Annotated in this window: 16 protein-coding genes; 6 read left to right on the plus strand and 10 right to left on the minus strand. The window is 68.6% G+C overall.

Annotation, left to right across the window (positions count from 1 at the left end):
* Positions 1-119: 119 nt before the first annotated feature.
* Positions 120-422 carry a hypothetical protein gene (locus AACG61_RS09290; RefSeq protein WP_411836853.1) on the plus strand — a complete coding sequence of 101 codons (303 nt, stop codon included), beginning with the start codon at positions 120-122 and terminating at the stop codon, positions 420-422.
* Here the strand turns inward: AACG61_RS09290 and parA are convergent.
* Complete coding sequence (parA, locus tag AACG61_RS09295) at positions 419-1,048, minus strand: ParA family partition ATPase (RefSeq protein ID WP_411836854.1); 630 nt, start codon at positions 1,046-1,048, stop codon at positions 419-421. The genes AACG61_RS09290 and parA overlap by 4 nt on opposite strands.
* Positions 1,049-1,129: 81 nt before the next feature.
* On the minus strand, positions 1,130-1,450 hold the full coding sequence (locus AACG61_RS09300; RefSeq protein ID WP_411836855.1) for an antibiotic biosynthesis monooxygenase family protein: 321 nt from the start codon (positions 1,448-1,450) through the stop codon (positions 1,130-1,132).
* Positions 1,451-1,574: 124 nt separating this feature from the next.
* Between AACG61_RS09300 and AACG61_RS09305 the strand changes: the two genes are divergently transcribed.
* Positions 1,575-2,624: a dipeptidase gene (locus tag AACG61_RS09305; RefSeq protein ID WP_411836856.1), complete on the plus strand. Its 1,050-nt coding sequence runs from the start codon at positions 1,575-1,577 to the stop codon at positions 2,622-2,624.
* Between the two features lie 22 nt (positions 2,625-2,646).
* Here the strand turns inward: AACG61_RS09305 and AACG61_RS09310 are convergent, their stop codons facing one another.
* Both AACG61_RS09310 and hemA read right to left on the minus strand, forming a co-directional pair.
* A complete protein-coding gene (locus AACG61_RS09310) occupies positions 2,647-3,966 on the minus strand; it encodes a helix-turn-helix domain-containing protein (RefSeq protein ID WP_411836857.1) in 1,320 nt (439 codons plus the stop codon).
* Positions 3,967-4,074: 108 nt separating this feature from the next.
* Positions 4,075-5,304 carry a 5-aminolevulinate synthase gene (hemA, locus tag AACG61_RS09315; RefSeq protein WP_411836858.1) on the minus strand — a complete coding sequence of 410 codons (1,230 nt, stop codon included), beginning with the start codon at positions 5,302-5,304 and terminating at the stop codon, positions 4,075-4,077.
* Positions 5,305-5,467: 163 nt separating this feature from the next.
* On the opposite strand from hemA, the gene AACG61_RS09320 reads away from it, so the two are divergent.
* Positions 5,468-6,853 (plus strand): M20/M25/M40 family metallo-hydrolase, encoded by a 1,386-nt coding sequence (locus AACG61_RS09320; RefSeq protein ID WP_411836859.1) that lies wholly within the window; start codon positions 5,468-5,470, stop codon positions 6,851-6,853.
* Between the two features lie 47 nt (positions 6,854-6,900).
* On the opposite strand, the gene AACG61_RS09325 is transcribed toward AACG61_RS09320, so the two are convergent.
* On the minus strand, positions 6,901-7,512 hold the full coding sequence (locus AACG61_RS09325) for a lytic transglycosylase domain-containing protein (RefSeq protein ID WP_411836860.1): 612 nt from the start codon (positions 7,510-7,512) through the stop codon (positions 6,901-6,903).
* Between the two features lie 280 nt (positions 7,513-7,792).
* Between AACG61_RS09325 and gatB the strand changes: the two genes are divergently transcribed.
* Together gatB and AACG61_RS09335 are read left to right on the plus strand one after the other, a co-directional pair.
* Complete coding sequence (gatB, locus tag AACG61_RS09330) at positions 7,793-9,304, plus strand: Asp-tRNA(Asn)/Glu-tRNA(Gln) amidotransferase subunit GatB (RefSeq protein WP_411836861.1); 1,512 nt, start codon at positions 7,793-7,795, stop codon at positions 9,302-9,304.
* A 26-nt stretch (positions 9,305-9,330) separates the two neighbouring features.
* Positions 9,331-9,615: a DUF4177 domain-containing protein gene (locus AACG61_RS09335; RefSeq protein ID WP_411836862.1), complete on the plus strand. Its 285-nt coding sequence runs from the start codon at positions 9,331-9,333 to the stop codon at positions 9,613-9,615.
* A gap of 4 nt (positions 9,616-9,619) precedes the next feature.
* Here AACG61_RS09335 and AACG61_RS09340 read toward each other — a convergent pair whose 3' ends face one another.
* From AACG61_RS09340 to recA, 4 genes are all read right to left on the minus strand, one after another.
* Positions 9,620-10,414, minus strand: a complete 795-nt coding sequence (locus AACG61_RS09340) for a class II glutamine amidotransferase (RefSeq protein WP_411836863.1) — start codon at positions 10,412-10,414, stop codon at positions 9,620-9,622.
* Positions 10,415-10,473: 59 nt separating this feature from the next.
* On the minus strand, positions 10,474-10,773 hold the full coding sequence (locus AACG61_RS09345; protein ID WP_411836864.1) for a DUF1330 domain-containing protein: 300 nt from the start codon (positions 10,771-10,773) through the stop codon (positions 10,474-10,476).
* On the minus strand, positions 10,770-13,427 hold the full coding sequence (gene alaS, locus AACG61_RS09350) for an alanine--tRNA ligase (RefSeq protein WP_411836865.1): 2,658 nt from the start codon (positions 13,425-13,427) through the stop codon (positions 10,770-10,772). Before alaS ends, AACG61_RS09345 begins: the two co-directional genes overlap by 4 nt.
* Positions 13,428-13,603: 176 nt before the next feature.
* Positions 13,604-14,677, minus strand: coding sequence for a recombinase RecA (gene recA / locus AACG61_RS09355; RefSeq protein ID WP_411836866.1), 1,074 nt, complete (start codon positions 14,675-14,677; stop codon positions 13,604-13,606).
* Between the two features lie 237 nt (positions 14,678-14,914).
* Between recA and AACG61_RS09360 the strand changes: the two genes are divergently transcribed.
* Positions 14,915-15,508 (plus strand): hypothetical protein, encoded by a 594-nt coding sequence (locus AACG61_RS09360; RefSeq protein ID WP_411836867.1) that lies wholly within the window; start codon positions 14,915-14,917, stop codon positions 15,506-15,508.
* A gap of 11 nt (positions 15,509-15,519) precedes the next feature.
* Here AACG61_RS09360 and AACG61_RS09365 read toward each other — a convergent pair whose 3' ends face one another.
* Entirely contained in the window at positions 15,520-17,637 is a 2,118-nt protein-coding gene (locus AACG61_RS09365; protein ID WP_411836868.1) for an ATP-binding protein, read from the minus strand.
* Positions 17,638-17,675: the final 38 nt, after the last annotated feature.

Below are 17,675 nucleotides of genomic sequence, written 5' to 3' on the forward strand. Positions count from 1 at the left end.
GCCTCGTCGCGATTGAGCGCGGGCCCGCTTGCTGCTAGGATCGCCGGATGGCGCGGCGCCCCCAAGAACCGGCCCAACCGGCAAGCCCGCGACCCGAGGCATTCCGAGGAGACAGTCCCATGCTGAACCGTTTCGTCATCGCGGCCGCCGCGATCGTCATGACCACGCCCCTGGCGATGGCCGGACCCATCGACAGCGCCTGCGTCCGCTCCGACCGCGCGCGCGGCAATGCGCCGCTCTGCGGCTGCATCCAGCAGGTCGCGAACCAGACCCTGTCGCGGTCGGACCAGCGCCGCGCCGCGGATTTCTTCCGCGACCCGCACCGCGCGCAGGAGGTCCGCACCTCCAAGCGCGACGCCGACAACGCCTTCTGGGCGCGCTATCGCAACTTCGCCGCGCAGGCCGAGCGCTACTGCCGCTAGATCAGCGCCAGGATCTCGTCGGTCAGGGCCGCCATCTCGGCATGCGACGGCCCTTTCGGACGCTCCTGCACGCCCAGGCCCAGGCCCAGGCTCTCGGCATAGGCGACGCGGTTGGCGATCTGGGTCGCGGACACCGCGGCGCCCAGTTCCTCGGCCTTGGCCGCGACCTCGGCCGACAGGCGCGTGCCGGGCCGCGTCCGGTTCAGCACCACCAGCAGCGGCGCCTTTTCGCGCCGCGCCAGGTCCAGCACGCCCTCCGTCGCCCACAGGTCCACATGGCTGGTCGCGACCGGCACCACGACCAGATCGGCCACCCGCAGCGCGGGACGCAGGTCGCTGTCGATCTTGGGCGGCGTGTCGATGATCACGAAATCGAAGCGGCGCTTCAGCTTCTCCGATTCGTAGCTGGCCCCCCAGGCCGAGGAGGTCGAGAAATCCATCGCCTCGTCCTCGCCCCGCGCGGCCATGCGCTCCATGAACCAGCGGCCCATGCTGCCCTGCGGATCGGTGTCGACCAGCGCCACGGAATGCCCGCGGCCATGCAGGCTGACCGCCAGATTGACCGCCAGGGTGGTCTTGCCGGACCCACCCTTCTGCTGGGCCACGGTGATGATGCGCCCGGTCATGCCGTCCTCCGTCCGTTTGCGCCAGCCTAAGCAGGGGCGCGGGCGAATGCACGGGGTTTCTGCACCTGCAGCATGCCCCTCTCAGGGATGGACGGACTGCACCTCGTACATCACCGGCTCGAAGCTGCGGCACATGGCGTGGATCTCGCGGTTGCGGCGCCGCATCTCGGGGTCGCGCAGCATCGCCTGATAGTCGCGCCGGTCGCGCCATTGCGAATAGGTGGCGATGCGCGTCTGCGCGTCGTTCAGATGGATCGCCCCGCCCAGGCAGCCCGGCTGGCGGCTGATGACCTCGGACCAGGCCGCGGTCAGCATCTCCAGCACGTCATGCGCCGTGCCCGGCGTCAGCTCGAAGGTGGTGATGACGGTCTGGCCGTCGAAGTCGGGGGTGATGCGGGGCATGGGCTGGCCTTTCGCTGGCGATGCTGTGCCCGGTCAGCCTAACCCCGCGACGCGCCCTGCGCCAAGCGGGATTGCGGCGGGCTGCACGATGTGCATCCTGCCCCTGAACAGCAAAGGACGCGCCATGATCCCGGTCTTCGACGGTCACAACGATTTCCTGCAACGCGTGGTCGCGGCGGGCCCGGCCGGGCCGGAGTTGTGGCTGCATGGCGACGGGCGCGGGCATCTGGACCTGCCGCGGATGCGCGCGGGCGGGATGATCGGCGGGTTCTTCGCGATCTGGGTGCCCTCGCCCGAAGGCCCGAACGACCACGCGGCCGTCGCCGCGATGGAGAACCCGCCCTTCGACCTGCCCCTGCCCGACCCCATCGCGCCGGACGCGGCCCTGCCCCATGCCTTCGCGCAGGCCGCCGCGCTGCTGTCGCTGGAGCGGACGGGCACGCTGGCCATCGCGCGCGACGCGACCGCGCTGCGGGCTGCACGCGCGGGCGGCCCGGTCGCCGCGATCATGCACATGGAGGGGGCCGAGGCGATCCGTGATGCCGACGCGCTGCATGCTTGGCACGCGATGGGGCTGCGCTCGCTCGGGCCGGTCTGGTCGCGGCCCACCCATCACGGCGAGGGGGTGCCCTTCGCCTATCCGTCGGGGCCGGACCGGGGCGGCCCGCTGACCGATGCGGGGCGGGCACTGGTGCGCGACTGCGACGCGATGCGCATCATGCTGGACCTGTCGCACCTGAACGAGGCGGGCTTCGACGATGTCGCCCGCCTGTCCGTGGCGCCGCTGGTCGCCAGCCACAGCGCAGTCCACGCGCTCTGTCCCAGCAGCCGCAACCTGACCGACCGCCAACTGCGCCAGATCGCCGACAGCGGCGGGCTGGTCGGGCTGAACTTCGCCTCCAGCTTCCTGCGCGAGGACGGGCGGCGGCTGCCGCTGGAGGATCTGGGCGTGATGATCCGCCATCTGGATCACCTGCTGGAGATCCTGGGAGAGGAGGGCGTCGCCCTGGGGTCGGATTTCGACGGCGCGCTGATGCCGCGCGACCTGCCCGACGCCGCCGCCCTGCCCCGGCTGATCCAGGCCATGCGCGACGCGAGCTATGGCGAGGCGCTGATCACGCGCATCGCCTGCGACAACTGGATCGGTCTTCTGGAACGGGTCTGGACCCGCTGACCCCGCCTTGCGGCGGGACCGGTCACTCCGCGACCGGTTCCGCCGCAGCACCATCCGTCGTGGGCAGCTGTGCCATGGCGATGATCTGCGCCAGTTCCGGGTCGGCCTGCGGATCAGCCAGCGCAAAGCGGTCGGTCAGGCTGGCGGGTGCCAGCTCAATCCCGCTGACCACCTGCGCGCCGGGCGCCGCCGGGCCGTAGGTCTGACCGTTCACCGCGAAATAGACCGCGCCGGAATTGCCGGTCCGCAGAACCGGCGGCTGCTCCAGGGGCGGCAGGGTGAAGCGTTCGCCCGCATCCATGATCTTCTCCAGCAGCACCGTGCCGTCGGCCGATGTCACGCGGACCCAGGCCGGGCGCACCGACAGCAGCTCCAGCGCCGGGGCATCGGGGGCCAGCGTGCGGACCGGACCCTCGGCAGGCTGCGTCGCGCCTGCGACCTGCATCGGGCCGACCGCGCCCGGAAGGCCCGTCGGCACCTGCGCGACGCCCGCCTGCTGGGCCAGCGGGTTCTGCGGCATCGGAACCTGGGTCACCTGGCCGGCCTGGGCGATGACCTCGTCCACGGTGGCGCTGCTGTCCATCAGGCCGGGATCGATGGCCGCGATGGGACCGTCGCGCGCGGTCAGGACCGGCGCCTCGAGGATCTGCGGGCGGTAGAGGCGGTCCAGCGCCTCGGGTTGCGGCAGGGTGCGGGCCAGGTCGATGTCCTCGGCCCCCTGGATGCCCGGTTCGGCCAGCCCGGCGCCCTGGGTCGGGTCAAGCTCGGCCACCACGGTCGGGACGTCGTCGCCCGGCGTCAGGGTGACGCGCTGCACCTCCTGCAGGACGGCCCAACCGCCATAGCCCAGGCCCCCGATCAGGGCCATCAGCACCACGATCGCGCCGATGGCACGCGGCTCGATCTCGGACCAGAAGCTGCGCTCCTGCGGGATGAACAGCGCGCGGGGGTTGGCCAGCGCCTCGGCCGGATCGGAGGGACGGCGCCCGGGCTTGGGTCCGGCGGCCGAAGGGGCCATGCCATGCGTCGGCTGGAACCCGGATTCCTGGCAGAACCGGCGGAACACCCAATCCGGGTCCATGCCCAGATAGCGCGCATAGGAACGGACATAGCCGGAGATGAAGCTTGGCGTGTCGAACGCGGTGATGTCGCAATTCTCGATGGCCGCGACATAGGACGCGCGGATGCGCAGCTCCCGCTGGACGTCCAGCAGGGACTTGCCCAAGGTGGCCCGCTCGCCGCGCATCAGGTCGCCCAAGCGCGTGTCATCGTCGATGAACTGACCGCCATCGCCGACCTGCGCGAATTCTTCTGCCGGGTCATGTGCCCGCAGCCTGCTCATTGCCAATGCCCCATTGCCTGCTCTCGATCACCTCCGAATCGGAGGTTGCGATGTCTTCTTTATCCGCAGGTTATCACGCAGGCGAGAGCAGTTCACCCGTGGATTGCATCATGCGCTCAATTCGGCGCGATTCAGCGCGCAATGCGACCAGAGCGCGTCCATCGCCCGCACCAGATGGTCGATCTGCTTCGGATCGTGCACCGGAGAGGGGGTGAAGCGCAGCCGCTCCGTGCCGCGCGGCACCGTGGGGAAGTTGATCGGCTGGACATAGATGCCATAGTCGCGCAGCAGCATGTCCGACAGTGCCTTGCAGTGGACCGGATGGCCGACATGGACCGGCACGATATGGCTGCCATGGTCGATGATCGGCATGCCCAAGGATTTCAGCCGCATCTTCAGGATGCGCGCATGCAGCTGCTGGGCGTCGCGCAGCTTCTGCCCCTCCGGCGTCTTCAGGAAGGCGATGGAGGCCGCCGCCCCCGCCGCGACCGTGGGCGGCAGCGAGGTCGTGAAGATGAAGCCCGGCGCATAGGAGCGGATCGCGTCGCACATCTTGGCGCCGGCCGCGATATAGCCGCCGAAGACGCCGAAGGCCTTGCCCAGGGTGCCGTTGATGATGTCGATGCGTCCCGACAGGCCGTCGCGTTCGGCCACGCCGCCGCCTCGGGGGCCGTACATGCCGACGGCATGGACCTCGTCCAGATAGGTCAGCGCGCCGAATTCGTCGGCCAGGTCGCAGAACCCCTCGATGGGGCCGAAATCGCCGTCCATCGAATAGATCGATTCGAAGGCGATCAGCTTGGGCGCATCCGGATCATCCGCCGCCATCAGCTGGCGCAGATGGGCCAGGTCGTTGTGGCGGAAGATGCGTTTGGCGCCGCCGTTGCGCTTGATACCCTCGATCATGGACGCGTGGTTCAGCTCGTCCGAATAGATGATCAGGCCGGGGAACAGCTTGGGCAGGGTCGAGAGCGTCGCGTCATTCGCGATGTAGGCGCTGGAGAAGACCAGCGCGGCCTCCTTGTCGTGCAGATCGGCCAGCTCGGCCTCCAGCCGCTTGTGATAGACCGTCGTGCCGCTGATGTTGCGCGTGCCGCCCGAGCCCGCGCCGGTGGCGTCCAGCGCCTCGTGCATGGCCGACAGGACGACGGGATGCTGACCCATGCCCAGGTAGTCGTTGCCGCACCAGACGGTGATCTCTTGGCGCTGACCGTCCGGACGGTTCCACACGGCCTGGGGAAAGCGGCCCTTCGCACGCTCGATGTCGATGAAGGTCCGATAGCGGCCTTCCTCGTGCAGGCGGGCGATGGCCTTGTCCAGGGCGGCGTCGTACTTCATTGCGGGCGATCCCTTGCATAGCTGGCTGGGTGCGATCATTGTCCGACCGCGCGCTGTCTGCCTTGATAGAGGTCAGATCGCGAAAAAAACAGGCCGAAAACGTCGCGATTCGACGAAAGGCGCAGGCGGACATTCGATACCGACACCGCAAGAGATGGGAAACATGGGCAAAGAGACAAGGTTGGACGACATCCTGACGCAGCTGGATGCGGGGCTGGATGCCGCGCTGGACAGGCTGCTGCGGTTCCTGGAGATCCCCTCGATCTCGACCGATCCGGCCCATGCGGGCGATGTGCGGGCGGCGGCATCCTGGCTGGCCGCCGAGCTGGAAGAGCTGGGCTTTGCGGTCCAGGTCCACGACACGCCCGGCCATCCGATGGTCACCGCCCGCAGCGAACCGGGCGGCGCGCGGCCGCTGCTGTTCTATGGCCATTACGACGTGCAGCCGGTCGATCCGCTGGCGCTCTGGGACCGCCCGCCCTTCCAGCCCGCACTGGAGGACACGCCGCAGGGCCGGGTGATCCGCGGGCGCGGCGCCTCGGACGACAAAGGTCAGCTGATGACCTTCGTGGAGGCCTTCCGGGCATGGAAGGCCGTGCATGGCGCCCTGCCCTCTGACCTGATCCTGCTGTTCGAGGGCGAGGAGGAATCCGGCTCGCCCTCGCTGCGTCCGTTCCTGGAGGCCCATGCGGGCGACCTGCGCGCCGATCTGGCGATCATCTGCGACACGGCGCGCTATGCCGACGGGCGGCCCGCGATCACCACGCAGCTGCGCGGCCTGGTCGGCCAGGAGGTGGTGGTCCATGCCGCCGACCGCGACCTGCATTCGGGCAGCTTCGGCGGGCTGGCCGCCAACCCGATCATGATCCTGGCGCAGGCGCTGGCGGCGCTGAAGGACGACACGGGCCGCGTCACCCTGCCCGGCTTCTATGACGGCGTGCAGGACCTGTCGCCGGAACTTACCCGCGACTGGCAGGCGCTGGATTTCGACGCCGCCGAGTATCTGGGACGCGTGGGACTGTCCCACCCCATCGGCGAAGTGGGGCGCACCGCCCTGGAGATGGTCTGGAACCAGCCCACGGCCGAGATCAACGGGATCGCCGGCGGCTATGCGGGCGACGGGTTCAAGACCGTCCTGCCCGCGATGGCCCGCGCCAAGGTCAGCTTCCGCCTGACCGGCACGCAGGACCCGCAGGCGGTCCGGCGCGCCTTCCAGGAGCATGTCCGGCGATGCGTCCCTGCCGACTGCCGGGTGGAGTTCCACGACCACGGTGCCAGCCCGGCCAGCGTGATGGACATCTCGGACCCCGCCTTCGGGCAGGCGCGCGAGGCGCTTGGCGCGGAATGGGGGCGCGACGCGGCCTATATCGGTGCGGGCGGCTCAATCCCGATCGCGGGCGACTTCAAGCAGCTCCTAGGCATAGATTCGATGCTGATCGGCTTTGCGCGCGACGACGACCGCATCCATTCCCCGAACGAGAAATACGACGTGGAGAGCTTTGCCAAGGGCGCCCGGTCCTGGGCGCGCATCCTGTCCGCGCTGCGCTGACGAAAAAGGGGGCCGCGAACGGCCCCCTTCCCCGATGTGATCCGGCCTCAGCCCTGGGTGGTGCAGTAGCTCTGGCTGGAGGTCCAGGCCGCGATGTCGGCGCGCTTCTTGCTGCTGCGCATCGGCGCCCAGTCCCGCGCCACGCCGCGCCAGCCGCCCTCGGACCGCGCGACGGCATTGTCGCGCCCGACCTGCTCGGCCGCGATCTTGACCGCGCAGGCCATGTTGTCGGCGCCGTCGCGGATGTTGCCGGTGCAGCCATAGTTGCGCCAGGTCGCGGGCGAGATCTGCATCAGGCCGATCCAGCGCCCGCCGCCGCCGGCGGCCTGCGGGTTGAAGGTGCTTTCGTGCCGCGCAACCGCCGACAGGAGGCCCGCCCAGAACGCCTTGCGGCCCGTGGGCGCCAGCTGGCGGTAGTTGGGGCAGAATTCCGCGATGTCATGGGGCACGCTGGACAGCATGGTCACGCCTTCGCGGTCCAGGGCTTCCATCGTGGCGCGGGTCCATTCGTCGGACCCGTTGCGCTCTCCCCACCGCATCGGGGGAACCTGGGCAAGGGCCATCTCCTCGGCCTCGATCTGGGCCTTGGAGGGGCCGGAGGTCGTCGTGGAGCAGGCGGCCATCAGGGCCAGTGCGGCAAGGGAAAGCGCGACGCGCATCGTGACCTCTAAGGGTGGTTTCGTCAGCATCCCGATTAAGGCTTCCCGAAAATCCTGCAAGAAGAACGATTTGGGTCGGCGGGAACCTGCCGCGACACCGATGCGCGATGGTCGGATTTCCGCCGATGGCCCCTCAGCCACCCCCGCAGGATGCACCGCATTTTAACTTTCCCTGCCGCGCGGGATGATTCGCAGGCGACGCGGCGGGCGGGCCGTGACAATGGCGCGGGCATGGCCTAGAACACCGGCCAGACCGTTACCGCCGTCCAAGAGGCCCGCCATGCTCGACCTGACCTATACCGCCCCCAAGCCCAAGGTGATCCAGGGCGCGCAAGGCGATTGGGAGCTGGTGATCGGGCTGGAGGTCCATGCCCAGGTCTCGTCCAACGCCAAGCTGTTCTCGGGTGCCTCGACCCGCTTCGGGTCGGAACCCAACAGCAACGTGGCCTTCGTGGACGCGGCCATGCCGGGCATGCTGCCGGTCATCAACGAATTCTGCGTGGCGCAGGCCGTGCGCACCGGGCTGGGCCTCAAGGCAGACATCAACCTGCGCAGCGCCTTCGACCGCAAGAACTACTTCTATCCCGACCTGCCGCAGGGCTATCAGATCAGCCAGCTCTATCATCCCATCGTCGGCGAGGGAGAGATCCTGGTGGACATGGCCCCCGGAGTCGCACGCCGCGTCCGCATCGAGCGCATCCACTTGGAGCAGGACGCGGGCAAATCGATCCACGACATGGACCCGACCATGTCCTTCGTGGACCTGAACCGCACCGGCGTCGCGCTGATGGAGATCGTCAGCCGCCCCGACATCCGCGGCCCCGAGGAGGCCGCCGCCTATGTGGTCAAGCTGCGCCAGATCCTGCGCTATCTGGGCACCTGCGACGGCAACATGCAGAACGGCAACCTGCGCGCCGACGTGAACGTCAGCGTCTGCAGGCCCGGCGATTACGAGCGGTTCCAGGAGACCGGCGATTTCGGCCATCTGGGCACGCGCTGCGAGATCAAGAACATGAACTCCATGCGCTTCATCCAGGCCGCCATCGACTATGAGGCACGGCGCCAGATCGCGATCCTGGAGGATGGCGGTTCCATCGTGCAGGAGACGCGCCTCTATGATCCCGACAAGGGCGAGACGCGGTCGATGCGATCGAAGGAGGAGGCCCATGACTATCGCTACTTCCCCGATCCCGACCTGCTGCCGCTGGAGATCGAGCAGGCCTGGGTCGACGACATCGCGGCCTCGATGCCCGAACTGCCCGATGAGAAGAAGGCCCGCTTCGTCACTGTTCTGGGCCTGTCGGAATACGACGCCGGCGTGCTGACCGCCGAGGTCGAGAATGCCGACTATTTCGAGGCCGTGGCCGCGGGCCGCGACGGCAAGATGGCCGCGAACTGGGTCATCAACGAGCTGTTCGGCCGCCTGAACAAGGAAGGCCTGACCATCGCGACCTCTCCGGTGTCCGCGGCGCAGCTGGGCGGCGTGATCGACCTGATCGGGTCGGGCGCCATCTCGGGCAAGATCGCCAAGGACCTGTTCGAGATCCTCTGGACCGAGGGCGGCGATCCGGCGCAGATCGTCGAGGATCGCGGCATGAAGCAGGTCACCGACCTGGGCGCGATCGAGGCCGCCGTGGACCAGATCATCGCCGACAACCCCGCCCAGGTCGAGAAGGCCCGCGCCAACCCCAAGCTGGCGGGCTGGTTCGTGGGTCAGGTCCTGAAGGCCACCGGCGGCAAGGCCAACCCCGCCGCCGTGAACGAGCTGGTGGCCCGCAAGCTGGGCCTCTGATCCCCCCTCCCCGACAGGACATCCCGATGCGCTACGAATATTCCGTCATCCCCGCGCCGGCCCGGTCCGACAAGGCCCAGACCGCCAAGACGCCGGTGGACCGCTATGCCCTGTCGCTGGCGGCCGAGATGAACCGCATGGCCGCCGACGGATGGGAATATGTCCGCGCCGAGGTCCTGCCGAGCGAGGAGCGCAGCGGCCTGGCGGGGCGCAGCACGGTCTATCACAATCTGCTGGTCTTCCGCCGCCCGCATGTCGCGGTGGAACCGTCCAGGCAGCTGACCCACGAGCCCGAGGCGGCCCCGGCCTGATCCGTCAGGCCGCGGCGCTCAGCACCTCGGGGCGGAACGGCTCGATCCGCACGCGGTCGGCCTCGAAAGTGCAGAAGCTGCCCTGCGGGACCTCCTGCCAATCTGCCTCATCCGTCTCCAGGGGTTCGGACACCACTGCCCAGCCCTGACGCGTCGCGGACCAGCGGTGATAGAGCGACGGCGCCTGATCGTCGCTGCTGTAGCGCAGGGCGTAAAGCCGCTGTCCGTCCGACAGGGCGCAGGCCGCGCGCACATGCGGCGCCACGCCCCACCGATGCGCCAGCGCCGCCAGCTTGCCCAGGGCCCGCTCCATCGCGCCCTTGGGGTCGTGGTCCAGCCCCTCGCCCAGGGCGATCAGGAACAGCGCCTCGCTGTCGGTCGCGCCCTTGCGATGCGGGTAATGCTCATCGGGGATCAGCACGTCGGCATGGCGGCGAAACCCGTCATAGCCGCCGAACTGCCCATTATGCATGAAGCTCCAGCGACCCACCGCGAAGGGGTGGCAGTTGTTGCGGCTGGTCGCCGTCCCGGTCGAGGCGCGCACATGCGCCATGAACAGCCCGGACCGCACCTGCGCCACCAGGCTGCGCAGGTTCGGGTCCGACCAGGCGGGCATGACATCGCGGTAAAGACCCGGCTCGGGCCGCTCGCCATACCAGGCGATGCCGAAGCCGTCGGCATTCACCGGCGTCTGGCAGCGCGTCGCGCCCTGGCTCTGCCGGATCAGCGAATGCGCCGGCCGGCTGACGATATCCTCCAGAAAGATCGGTGCGCCCAGATAGGCGGCCCAACGACACATGCCCTGCCCCTTCACGTCTCTTTTGTGACAGGACTAGCACGAAAGTCTGAAGGATTCACCTATTCCGTTGCGGGCGGCGCCTCTTCCACGATCACTAGGTCGCGTTCGCTGGCGCCTTTGGCGTGCGACAGGGCCGCCTGGTACTCACTGCTGTGATAACAGGCAACCGCCGCCTCCAAGGACGGAAACCGCGCCACGACATGGCGGGCGCGGTCGGCCCCCTCCAGCACGTGATAGCGCCCGGCGCGTGCCAGGAACACGCCACCATGGGCCGCGATCGCCGGTCCCGCCGCCTTGGCGTAAAGCCCATAGGCGTCGGGGTCCGTCACATTCACATGGGCAATCCACAAAGCCGTCATTTGCTGTCCTCGATGATCTTGCGCGCGTCCTGGAACGCCGTTTCCGCGGCCGCAAGCGAAGGCGCCCCGCCTTGCGCGCGGTCGGGGCGGCCGCCTCCGCCCTTGCCGCCCAACGCGGCCGTCGCGGCCTGGACCAGCGCCACCGCGCTGATCCGACCGGTCAGATCGGGCGTCACGCCGGCCGCGACGGTCGCCTTGCCGCCATCCTCGGCCAGCACCAGCACCGCGCCGCTGCCCAGGGATGCCTTCATCTCGTCGACCAGCGCACCCAGCTCCTTGCCGCCCACGCCCTCGACCTGGCGGGCGATGAACCTGACGCCCGCGATCTCCTCGGCCTCGGACGCCCCGCCGCTGCCCATGGCCAGCTGCCGCTTCAGCTGCGCGACCTCATTGGCCAGCGCCTTGCGCTCATCGGCCAGCGCCCGGACGCGGTTCACAACCTCGGCCGACTGCGCCTTGAGGATGCCCGCGATCTCGCCCAAGCGGCTGTCCGCATCGCGCAGATGATCCAGCGCCGCCTGCCCGGTCAGCGCCTCGATCCGCCGCACGCCCGCGCTGGAGGCCGCATCGCCCAGCAGCACGAAGGCCCCGATGTCGCCCGTCCGCGCCACATGCGTGCCGCCGCACAGCTCCAGCGAATAGGTCGCGCCGTCCGCGCCCTTGCCGCTGCCGGGCTGCGCGCCCATCGACACGACGCGCACCTCGTCGCCGTACTTCTCGCCGAACAGCGCCTGCGCGCCCAGGGCGCGCGCATCGTCGGGCGTCATGATCCGCGTCTCGACCGGGCTGTTCTGCCGGATGAAGCCGTTCACCTCCGCCTCGATCCGCGCCATCTCCTCGGCGCTGACCGCACTGTTATGGCTGAAATCGAACCGCAGCCGGTCCGGCGCATTGAGGCTGCCCCGCTGCGCGACATGATCGCCCAAGGCACCGCGCAGCGCCTCGTGCAGCAGATGCGTCGCCGAATGGTTCGCGCGGATCGCGCCGCGGCGGTCGTGATCCACGGCCAGCTGCGCGCCCTGCCCACGGCGGATCGTGCCCATCGTCACCTCGGCCTGGTGCAGGAACACGCCTGCGACCTTCTTGGTGTCGGTGACGCGCGCCGCACCCGTCTCGGTCTTGATCAGGCCGGTATCGCCCACCTGACCGCCGCTTTCGGCATAGAAGGGCGACTGGTTCACCACGATGGCGACCTTCGCGCCCTCGCCGGCCTCGGCGACCTCGGCCCCGTCGATCACCAGGGCCGTGACCTGACCCTCGGCCTCCTCGGTGTCATAGCCTAGGAACTCGGTCGCGCCATGCTTCTCGGCCAGCTCGAACCAGACCTTGGCATCCGCCGCCTCTCCCGACCCGCTCCAGGCCGCGCGCGCCATGCGCTTCTGCTCGGCCATGGCGGCGTCGAAGCCCTCGATCTGCACCGCGCGGCCCTTCTCGCGCAGCGCATCCTGCGTCAGGTCCAGCGGGAAACCAAATGTGTCATAGAGCTTGAACGCCGCCTCGCCCGGCAGATCCGCCCCCTCGGGCAGCTTCGCCAGCTCATCGTCCAGCAGCCGCAGACCCCGGTCCAGCGTCTGGCGGAACCGCGTCTCCTCCGACCGCAGCGTCTCCTCGATCATCGCCTGCGCGCGGGTCAGCTCCGGATAGGCCGCGCCCATCTGGCGCACCAATGCGGGCACCAGCTTGTGCATGACCGGGTCCTGCGCGCCCAGCATGTGCGCATGGCGCATCGCGCGGCGCATGATCCGGCGCAGCACGTAACCGCGCCCCTCATTGCTGGGCATCACCCCATCCGCGATCAGGAAGCTGGTCGAGCGCAGGTGATCCGCGATCACCCGGTGATGGACCTTGCCCGGACCGTCCGGATCCGCGCTGGTCACGTTCGCCGATGCCTCGATCAGCGACCGCATCAGGTCGGTGTCATAGTTGTCGTGCTTGCCCTGCAGCAGCGCGCCGATCCGCTCCAGCCCCATGCCGGTGTCAATGGACTGCATGTCCAGCGCCCGCATCGAGCCGTCCTCGAACTGCTCGTTCTGCATGAAGACCAGGTTCCAGATCTCGATGAAGCGGTCGCCATCCTCATCCGCGCTGCCCGGAGGGCCGCCCCAGATCTTGTCGCCGTGATCGAAGAAGATCTCGGTGCAGGGGCCGCAGGGACCGGTCGGCCCCATCTGCCAGAAGTTGTCGCTGGTCGGAATGCGGATGATGCGGTCGTCGGACAGGCCCGCGACCTTCTTCCAGATCTCGGCCGCCTCGTCATCGGTGTGATAGACGGTGACCAGCAGCCGGTCCTTGGGAATGCCGAATTCCTTGGTCAGCAGCTCCCAGGCATAGGGAATCGCCTGCGTCTTGAAATAGTCGCCAAAGCTGAAATTGCCCAGCATCTCGAAGAACGTGTGGTGCCGCGCGGTATAGCCCACATTGTCCAAGTCGTTGTGCTTGCCGCCCGCGCGTACGCATTTCTGCGCCGTGGTCGCGCGATTGTAGTCGCGCGTCTCGACGCCTGTGAACAGGTTCTTGAACTGCACCATGCCGGAATTGGCGAACATCAGCGTGGGATCGTTGCGCGGGACAAGCGGGCTGCTCTCCACGACGCGGTGGCCGTTCTTCTCGAAATAGCCGAGGAAAGTCGAGCGGATGTCATTCAGACTGGGCATGGCGGGCCTTCATCGCAGGGGTGTCTCCGGCCGGGCCGGTTCGGTCCTTGGTCTAACCGCCGCCCGCATCCCTGTCCAGCGAACCCGCCCGCGAACCGGCATCAGCCGGGTCGCGGGGAAAAAGGAACGCGCCGAGGCTTGCCTCGGCGCTCATTCAGGTCAGTGCCGCACCCGGATCACTCCTCGGTCACGGAGTCGTCCTCGCCGCCCTCGGCCACGCCGAACTCCAGGCCGTGGCTCGCGCGGATCTTGTCCTCGATGGCGAAGGCCACATCGGTCCGGTCGCGCAGGAACTGCTTGGCGTTCTCGCGACCCTGGCCGATGCGCTCGTCGCCGTAGGAATACCAGGCGCCCGACTTCTCGACCACGCCGGCCTTGACGCCCAGGTCGATCAGTTCGCCGACCTTGCTGATGCCCTCGCCATACATGATGTCGAACTCGACCTGCCGGAAGGGCGGCGCGACCTTGTTCTTGACCACCTTGACGCGGGTCGCGTTGCCCACGACCTCGTCGCGGTCCTTGACCGCGCCGGTGCGGCGGATGTCCAGACGGACCGAGGCATAGAACTTCAGCGCGTTGCCGCCGGTCGTGGTCTCAGGGTTGCCGAACATCACGCCGATCTTCATGCGGATCTGGTTGATGAAGATCACCATGCAGTTCGACCGCCCGATGCTGGCTGTCAGCTTGCGCATGGCCTGGCTCATCAGGCGGGCCTGGCTGCCCATCTGCATGTCGCCCATGTCGCCCTCGATCTCGGACTTGGGCGTCAGCGCCGCGACCGAGTCGACCACGACCAGGCTGACCGCGCCCGACCGCACCAGCGTATCCACGATCTCCAGCGCCTGCTCGCCCGTGTCGGGCTGGCTGATCAGTAGCTCGTCGAGGTTCACGCCCAGCTTCTTGGCATATTGCGGGTCCAGCGCGTGTTCCGCATCGACGAAGGCGCAGACGCCGCCCTTCTTCTGCTCCTCGGCCACGACATGCAGCGTGAGCGTGGTCTTGCCGGAGCTTTCCGGCCCGAAGATCTCGATGATGCGCCCCTTGGGCAGCCCGCCGATGCCAAGTGCGATGTCGAGCCCAAGCGATCCGGTCGAGGTGGCCTCGATCTCGGCCACCGGGCTGTCCTTGCCCAGCTTCATGATCGAGCCCTTGCCGAACTGCCGTTCGATCTGGGCCAAGGCACTGTCCAGCGCCTTTTGCTTGTCCGCCGCGCGTTTGTCCGTCATGTCGAAGATGCTCGCCTGTGCCATGTGATCCTCATGTTATTTCACAGCCTCCCCGGAGGGGCAATGCGCTCGACCGGACAGATGTTCTTGTCTTGTTCACCACAGATGGTCGATCCCGAGCCGGAATTCAAGGATGTTGTGGTTAACGGACGATTCGCCGGCCCAGCATCACCCGGAAGCGGTTAACAAGTCGTTTACAGCGTTCCGCCCGGCCGCTATCCAGCCCGTCGGACCGCCGAAAGACAGGAACGGAGAGCGTCAATGCTGATATTCTGGGACCAGAGGCTCGTGTTCCTCGCCACACCCAAGACCGGCTCGACCGCGATCGAGATGGCGCTGGATTCGCTGGCCTCGGCCTCGCTTCAGCGCCCCGCCGCGCTCAAGCATACCGACATCGCGACCTACGACCGCTTCATGGGACCGTGGCTGCAGGCGCAGACCGGCGAGACCTTCACGACCGTCGCCCTGATGCGCGAACCGGTCGACTGGCTGCGCAGCTGGTACCGCTTCAAGCTGCGCGACGACCATGACGACCCGGTTCATCCGATGGAGGGCATCAGCTTCGCCGACTTCGCCGCCGAACATGCCCGTGCCGGGGGTCCCGCGCATCAGGGGATCGGCTGCCAGAGCGACTTCCTGACCGCCGGGACGCGCCGCGTGGACCGGATCTTTCCCTATGAGGACATCGCGGGCTTCGTCGACTTCCTGGAGGGACGGCTGGACTGCGCCATCGAACTGCCGCGCATCAACGTCCCGCCCAGTGTCGATGTCACCCTGGACGACGCCGCCGAGGCACGGCTGCGCGAGACGATGACGCGCGACATGGCGCTCTACGACAGTCTCGTCCGCGCCTGAGGTGGGGGCTGTCAGTGCCGCGTGGCGCCCCGCGCGGGGGTGGTCAGCTGCATCTCGACCATCTGGGTCAGCTCGCTGAGCGTGAAGGGCTTGGCCAGGAACAGCGCGTCCTCGACGGGCACCTGGCCATCCACGAAGATGTCCTCGGTATAGCCCGACATGAAGATCACCTTGGCATTGGGATGCCGCTGCCGCGCCTCGCGGATCCAGGTCGGCCCGTCCATGCCCGGCATCACCACATCGGTGACAAAGATGTCGACCGGCGCGTCACAGCCTTCCAGCAGCGCCAGCGCCGCCTCGCCCGATGCCGCCTCCAGCACCTCGTAGCCCTTGAGTTTCAGAGCGCGTGACGCGAAGGCGCGGACGGGGGCCTCGTCCTCGACCAGGAGGACCGTCGCGCGGGGTCCGGCCTGCAGCTGCGGCGCGGGACGCGGAGCGGGCTTCGCGGCCGGGGCCACGGCCTCAATCACCCGCGCATGGGCCGGGAAGTACAGCGAAAAGACCGTCCCCTCGCCGATGACGCTGTCGCAGAAGATGAAGCCGCCGGTCTGCTTGACGATGCCGTAGGCCGTCGACAGGCCCAGGCCGGTGCCCTCGCCGGTGCGCTTGGTCGTGAAGAAGGGCTCGAAGATCTTGGCCAGGTGATCGGGCGCGATGCCGCAGCCCCGGTCGCCGACCTCGATGCGGACGTAATCGCCGCAGGGCAGGGTCGCGCGGTCGCGGACCAGCGGCTCGGCCAGGCGAACATTCTCGGTGCGCACGGTGATCTCCCCCCCCTGGGGCATCGCATCGCGCGCGTTCACGACCAGATTCATGATGACCTGCTCCAATTGGCGCTTGTCGGCGCGGATCGCCCGCAGCGCGGGATCATAGGTGATGCGCAGACCTACCCGCTCGCCCACCAGGCGGTTCAGCAGATGCGTGAGATCGGCCAACGTGTCGCGCAGGTCCAGCGTCTCCAGCTTCAGCGTCTGCTTGCGCGAGAACGCCAGGAGCTGGCCCACCAGGGCCGCGGCGCGGTTCGCGTTCTGGCTGATCTGGTCCAGATCGGCAAAGTCCGGGTCGCCCTTGTCGCGCTTGAGCATCAGCAGATCGCAATGGCCGCTGATCGCGGTCAGCAGATTGTTGAAGTCATGCGCGACGCCCCCCGCCAGCTGGCCGATGGCCTGCATCTTCTGGCTCTGGACGAACTGCGCCTCCAGCGTCTTGAGGGCGCTGGCATCGGTCAGCACCGCGATCATCCGCGCCGGGTCGCGGGGGTCACGCGCAAGGGACAGCTGGAAGTGGCGGTCGCGCATCTCGCCCTGGCGGCTGTCGGGATGGCGCAGGCGCAGCATCTCGGGGCGCGGGGCGATGCGGCCCGCGCCCAGATCGGCCAGCCAGTCGGCCATCGGACGGCCCGGACCCTCCAGCAGCTCGGCGATGTTCTGGTCGTGCCCGTCCTCGGCCAGCATGCCGTCCAGAAGCTGGCGCGCGGCGGCGTTGGCGCGGTGGATCGTGCCCTCCGCCGACAGGCGCAGCAGGGCCACGGGGATCGCGTCGAAATCATCCGACGGGGCATCGTCGGCCATGGCCAGCGCGGCCTCGTAGGGGTCGGGGCGCAGGCCCGCGCGGTTCCACGACCAGATCTGCAGCGGCGCGTCGGGCAGGCAGGACAGCGACAGCATCTCCTCTCCGCCCAGATCCAGGTCGGCATTGCCGAGCCGCATGGCCCGCGCCGTCAGCGCGTCCAGCTGACCCTGCGCATCGGCGCGCAGCCGCGCCATCAGCGAGAGGATCGGTCGCCCGGTCAGATCCTCGAACGCGTCGCGCGCGGCGTCGTTCTGATAGAGGACCTGCCCCCGCGGATCGCAGATCCAGACCGGATCGGCGGCCGCGGCCACCTCTCCGCGGATCGCGCGCAGGGCCCGCCGCGCAGCGAGGCCGCGCGCCAGATGCGACACGGCGACCGCCCCGCCCAGCAGGTACCACGCGACGGCCACCGTTCCCACCATGACCCCGGCCAGACCCGTCGCGGCCCCCGGCCGCACGACCAGGACCGCCGCCCCCAGCACCATCGGCGCCAGCAGCAGCGGCAGCGCCGCCATCGCGCCGCGCGGCAGTCCCGCCTGTTCGTCCAGATGCGCCATGCGAATCGTCCCCGTGCCGTCAGCCTCGCGCCATCCTA

Origin of the sequence: Paracoccus sp. ME4, assembly GCF_046736325.1 — a bacterium.
In the GTDB taxonomy this organism is placed as follows: domain Bacteria; phylum Pseudomonadota; class Alphaproteobacteria; order Rhodobacterales; family Rhodobacteraceae; genus Paracoccus.

What these genes read in the sequence shown, in the direction of transcription:
- parA (WP_411836854.1), bottom strand. Translation starts at nt 1,048, where the DNA reads ATGACCGGGCGCATCATCACCGTGGCCCAGCAGAAGGGTGGGTCCGGC.
- AACG61_RS09360 (WP_411836867.1), top strand. Translation starts at nt 14,915, where the DNA reads ATGCTGATATTCTGGGACCAGAGGCTCGTGTTCCTCGCCACACCCAAG.
- AACG61_RS09345 (WP_411836864.1), bottom strand. Translation starts at nt 10,773, where the DNA reads ATGACGGCTTTGTGGATTGCCCATGTGAATGTGACGGACCCCGACGCC.
- AACG61_RS09290 (WP_411836853.1), top strand. Translation starts at nt 120, where the DNA reads ATGCTGAACCGTTTCGTCATCGCGGCCGCCGCGATCGTCATGACCACG.
- hemA (WP_411836858.1), bottom strand. Translation starts at nt 5,304, where the DNA reads ATGAAGTACGACGCCGCCCTGGACAAGGCCATCGCCCGCCTGCACGAG.
- AACG61_RS09305 (WP_411836856.1), top strand. Translation starts at nt 1,575, where the DNA reads ATGATCCCGGTCTTCGACGGTCACAACGATTTCCTGCAACGCGTGGTC.
- AACG61_RS09310 (WP_411836857.1), bottom strand. Translation starts at nt 3,966, where the DNA reads ATGAGCAGGCTGCGGGCACATGACCCGGCAGAAGAATTCGCGCAGGTC.
- recA (WP_411836866.1), bottom strand. Translation starts at nt 14,677, where the DNA reads ATGGCACAGGCGAGCATCTTCGACATGACGGACAAACGCGCGGCGGAC.
- gatB (WP_411836861.1), top strand. Translation starts at nt 7,793, where the DNA reads ATGCTCGACCTGACCTATACCGCCCCCAAGCCCAAGGTGATCCAGGGC.
- AACG61_RS09335 (WP_411836862.1), top strand. Translation starts at nt 9,331, where the DNA reads ATGCGCTACGAATATTCCGTCATCCCCGCGCCGGCCCGGTCCGACAAG.
- AACG61_RS09340 (WP_411836863.1), bottom strand. Translation starts at nt 10,414, where the DNA reads ATGTGTCGTTGGGCCGCCTATCTGGGCGCACCGATCTTTCTGGAGGAT.
- AACG61_RS09365 (WP_411836868.1), bottom strand. Translation starts at nt 17,637, where the DNA reads ATGGCGCATCTGGACGAACAGGCGGGACTGCCGCGCGGCGCGATGGCG.
- AACG61_RS09325 (WP_411836860.1), bottom strand. Translation starts at nt 7,512, where the DNA reads ATGCGCGTCGCGCTTTCCCTTGCCGCACTGGCCCTGATGGCCGCCTGC.
- AACG61_RS09320 (WP_411836859.1), top strand. Translation starts at nt 5,468, where the DNA reads ATGGGCAAAGAGACAAGGTTGGACGACATCCTGACGCAGCTGGATGCG.
- alaS (WP_411836865.1), bottom strand. Translation starts at nt 13,427, where the DNA reads ATGCCCAGTCTGAATGACATCCGCTCGACTTTCCTCGGCTATTTCGAG.
- AACG61_RS09300 (WP_411836855.1), bottom strand. Translation starts at nt 1,450, where the DNA reads ATGCCCCGCATCACCCCCGACTTCGACGGCCAGACCGTCATCACCACC.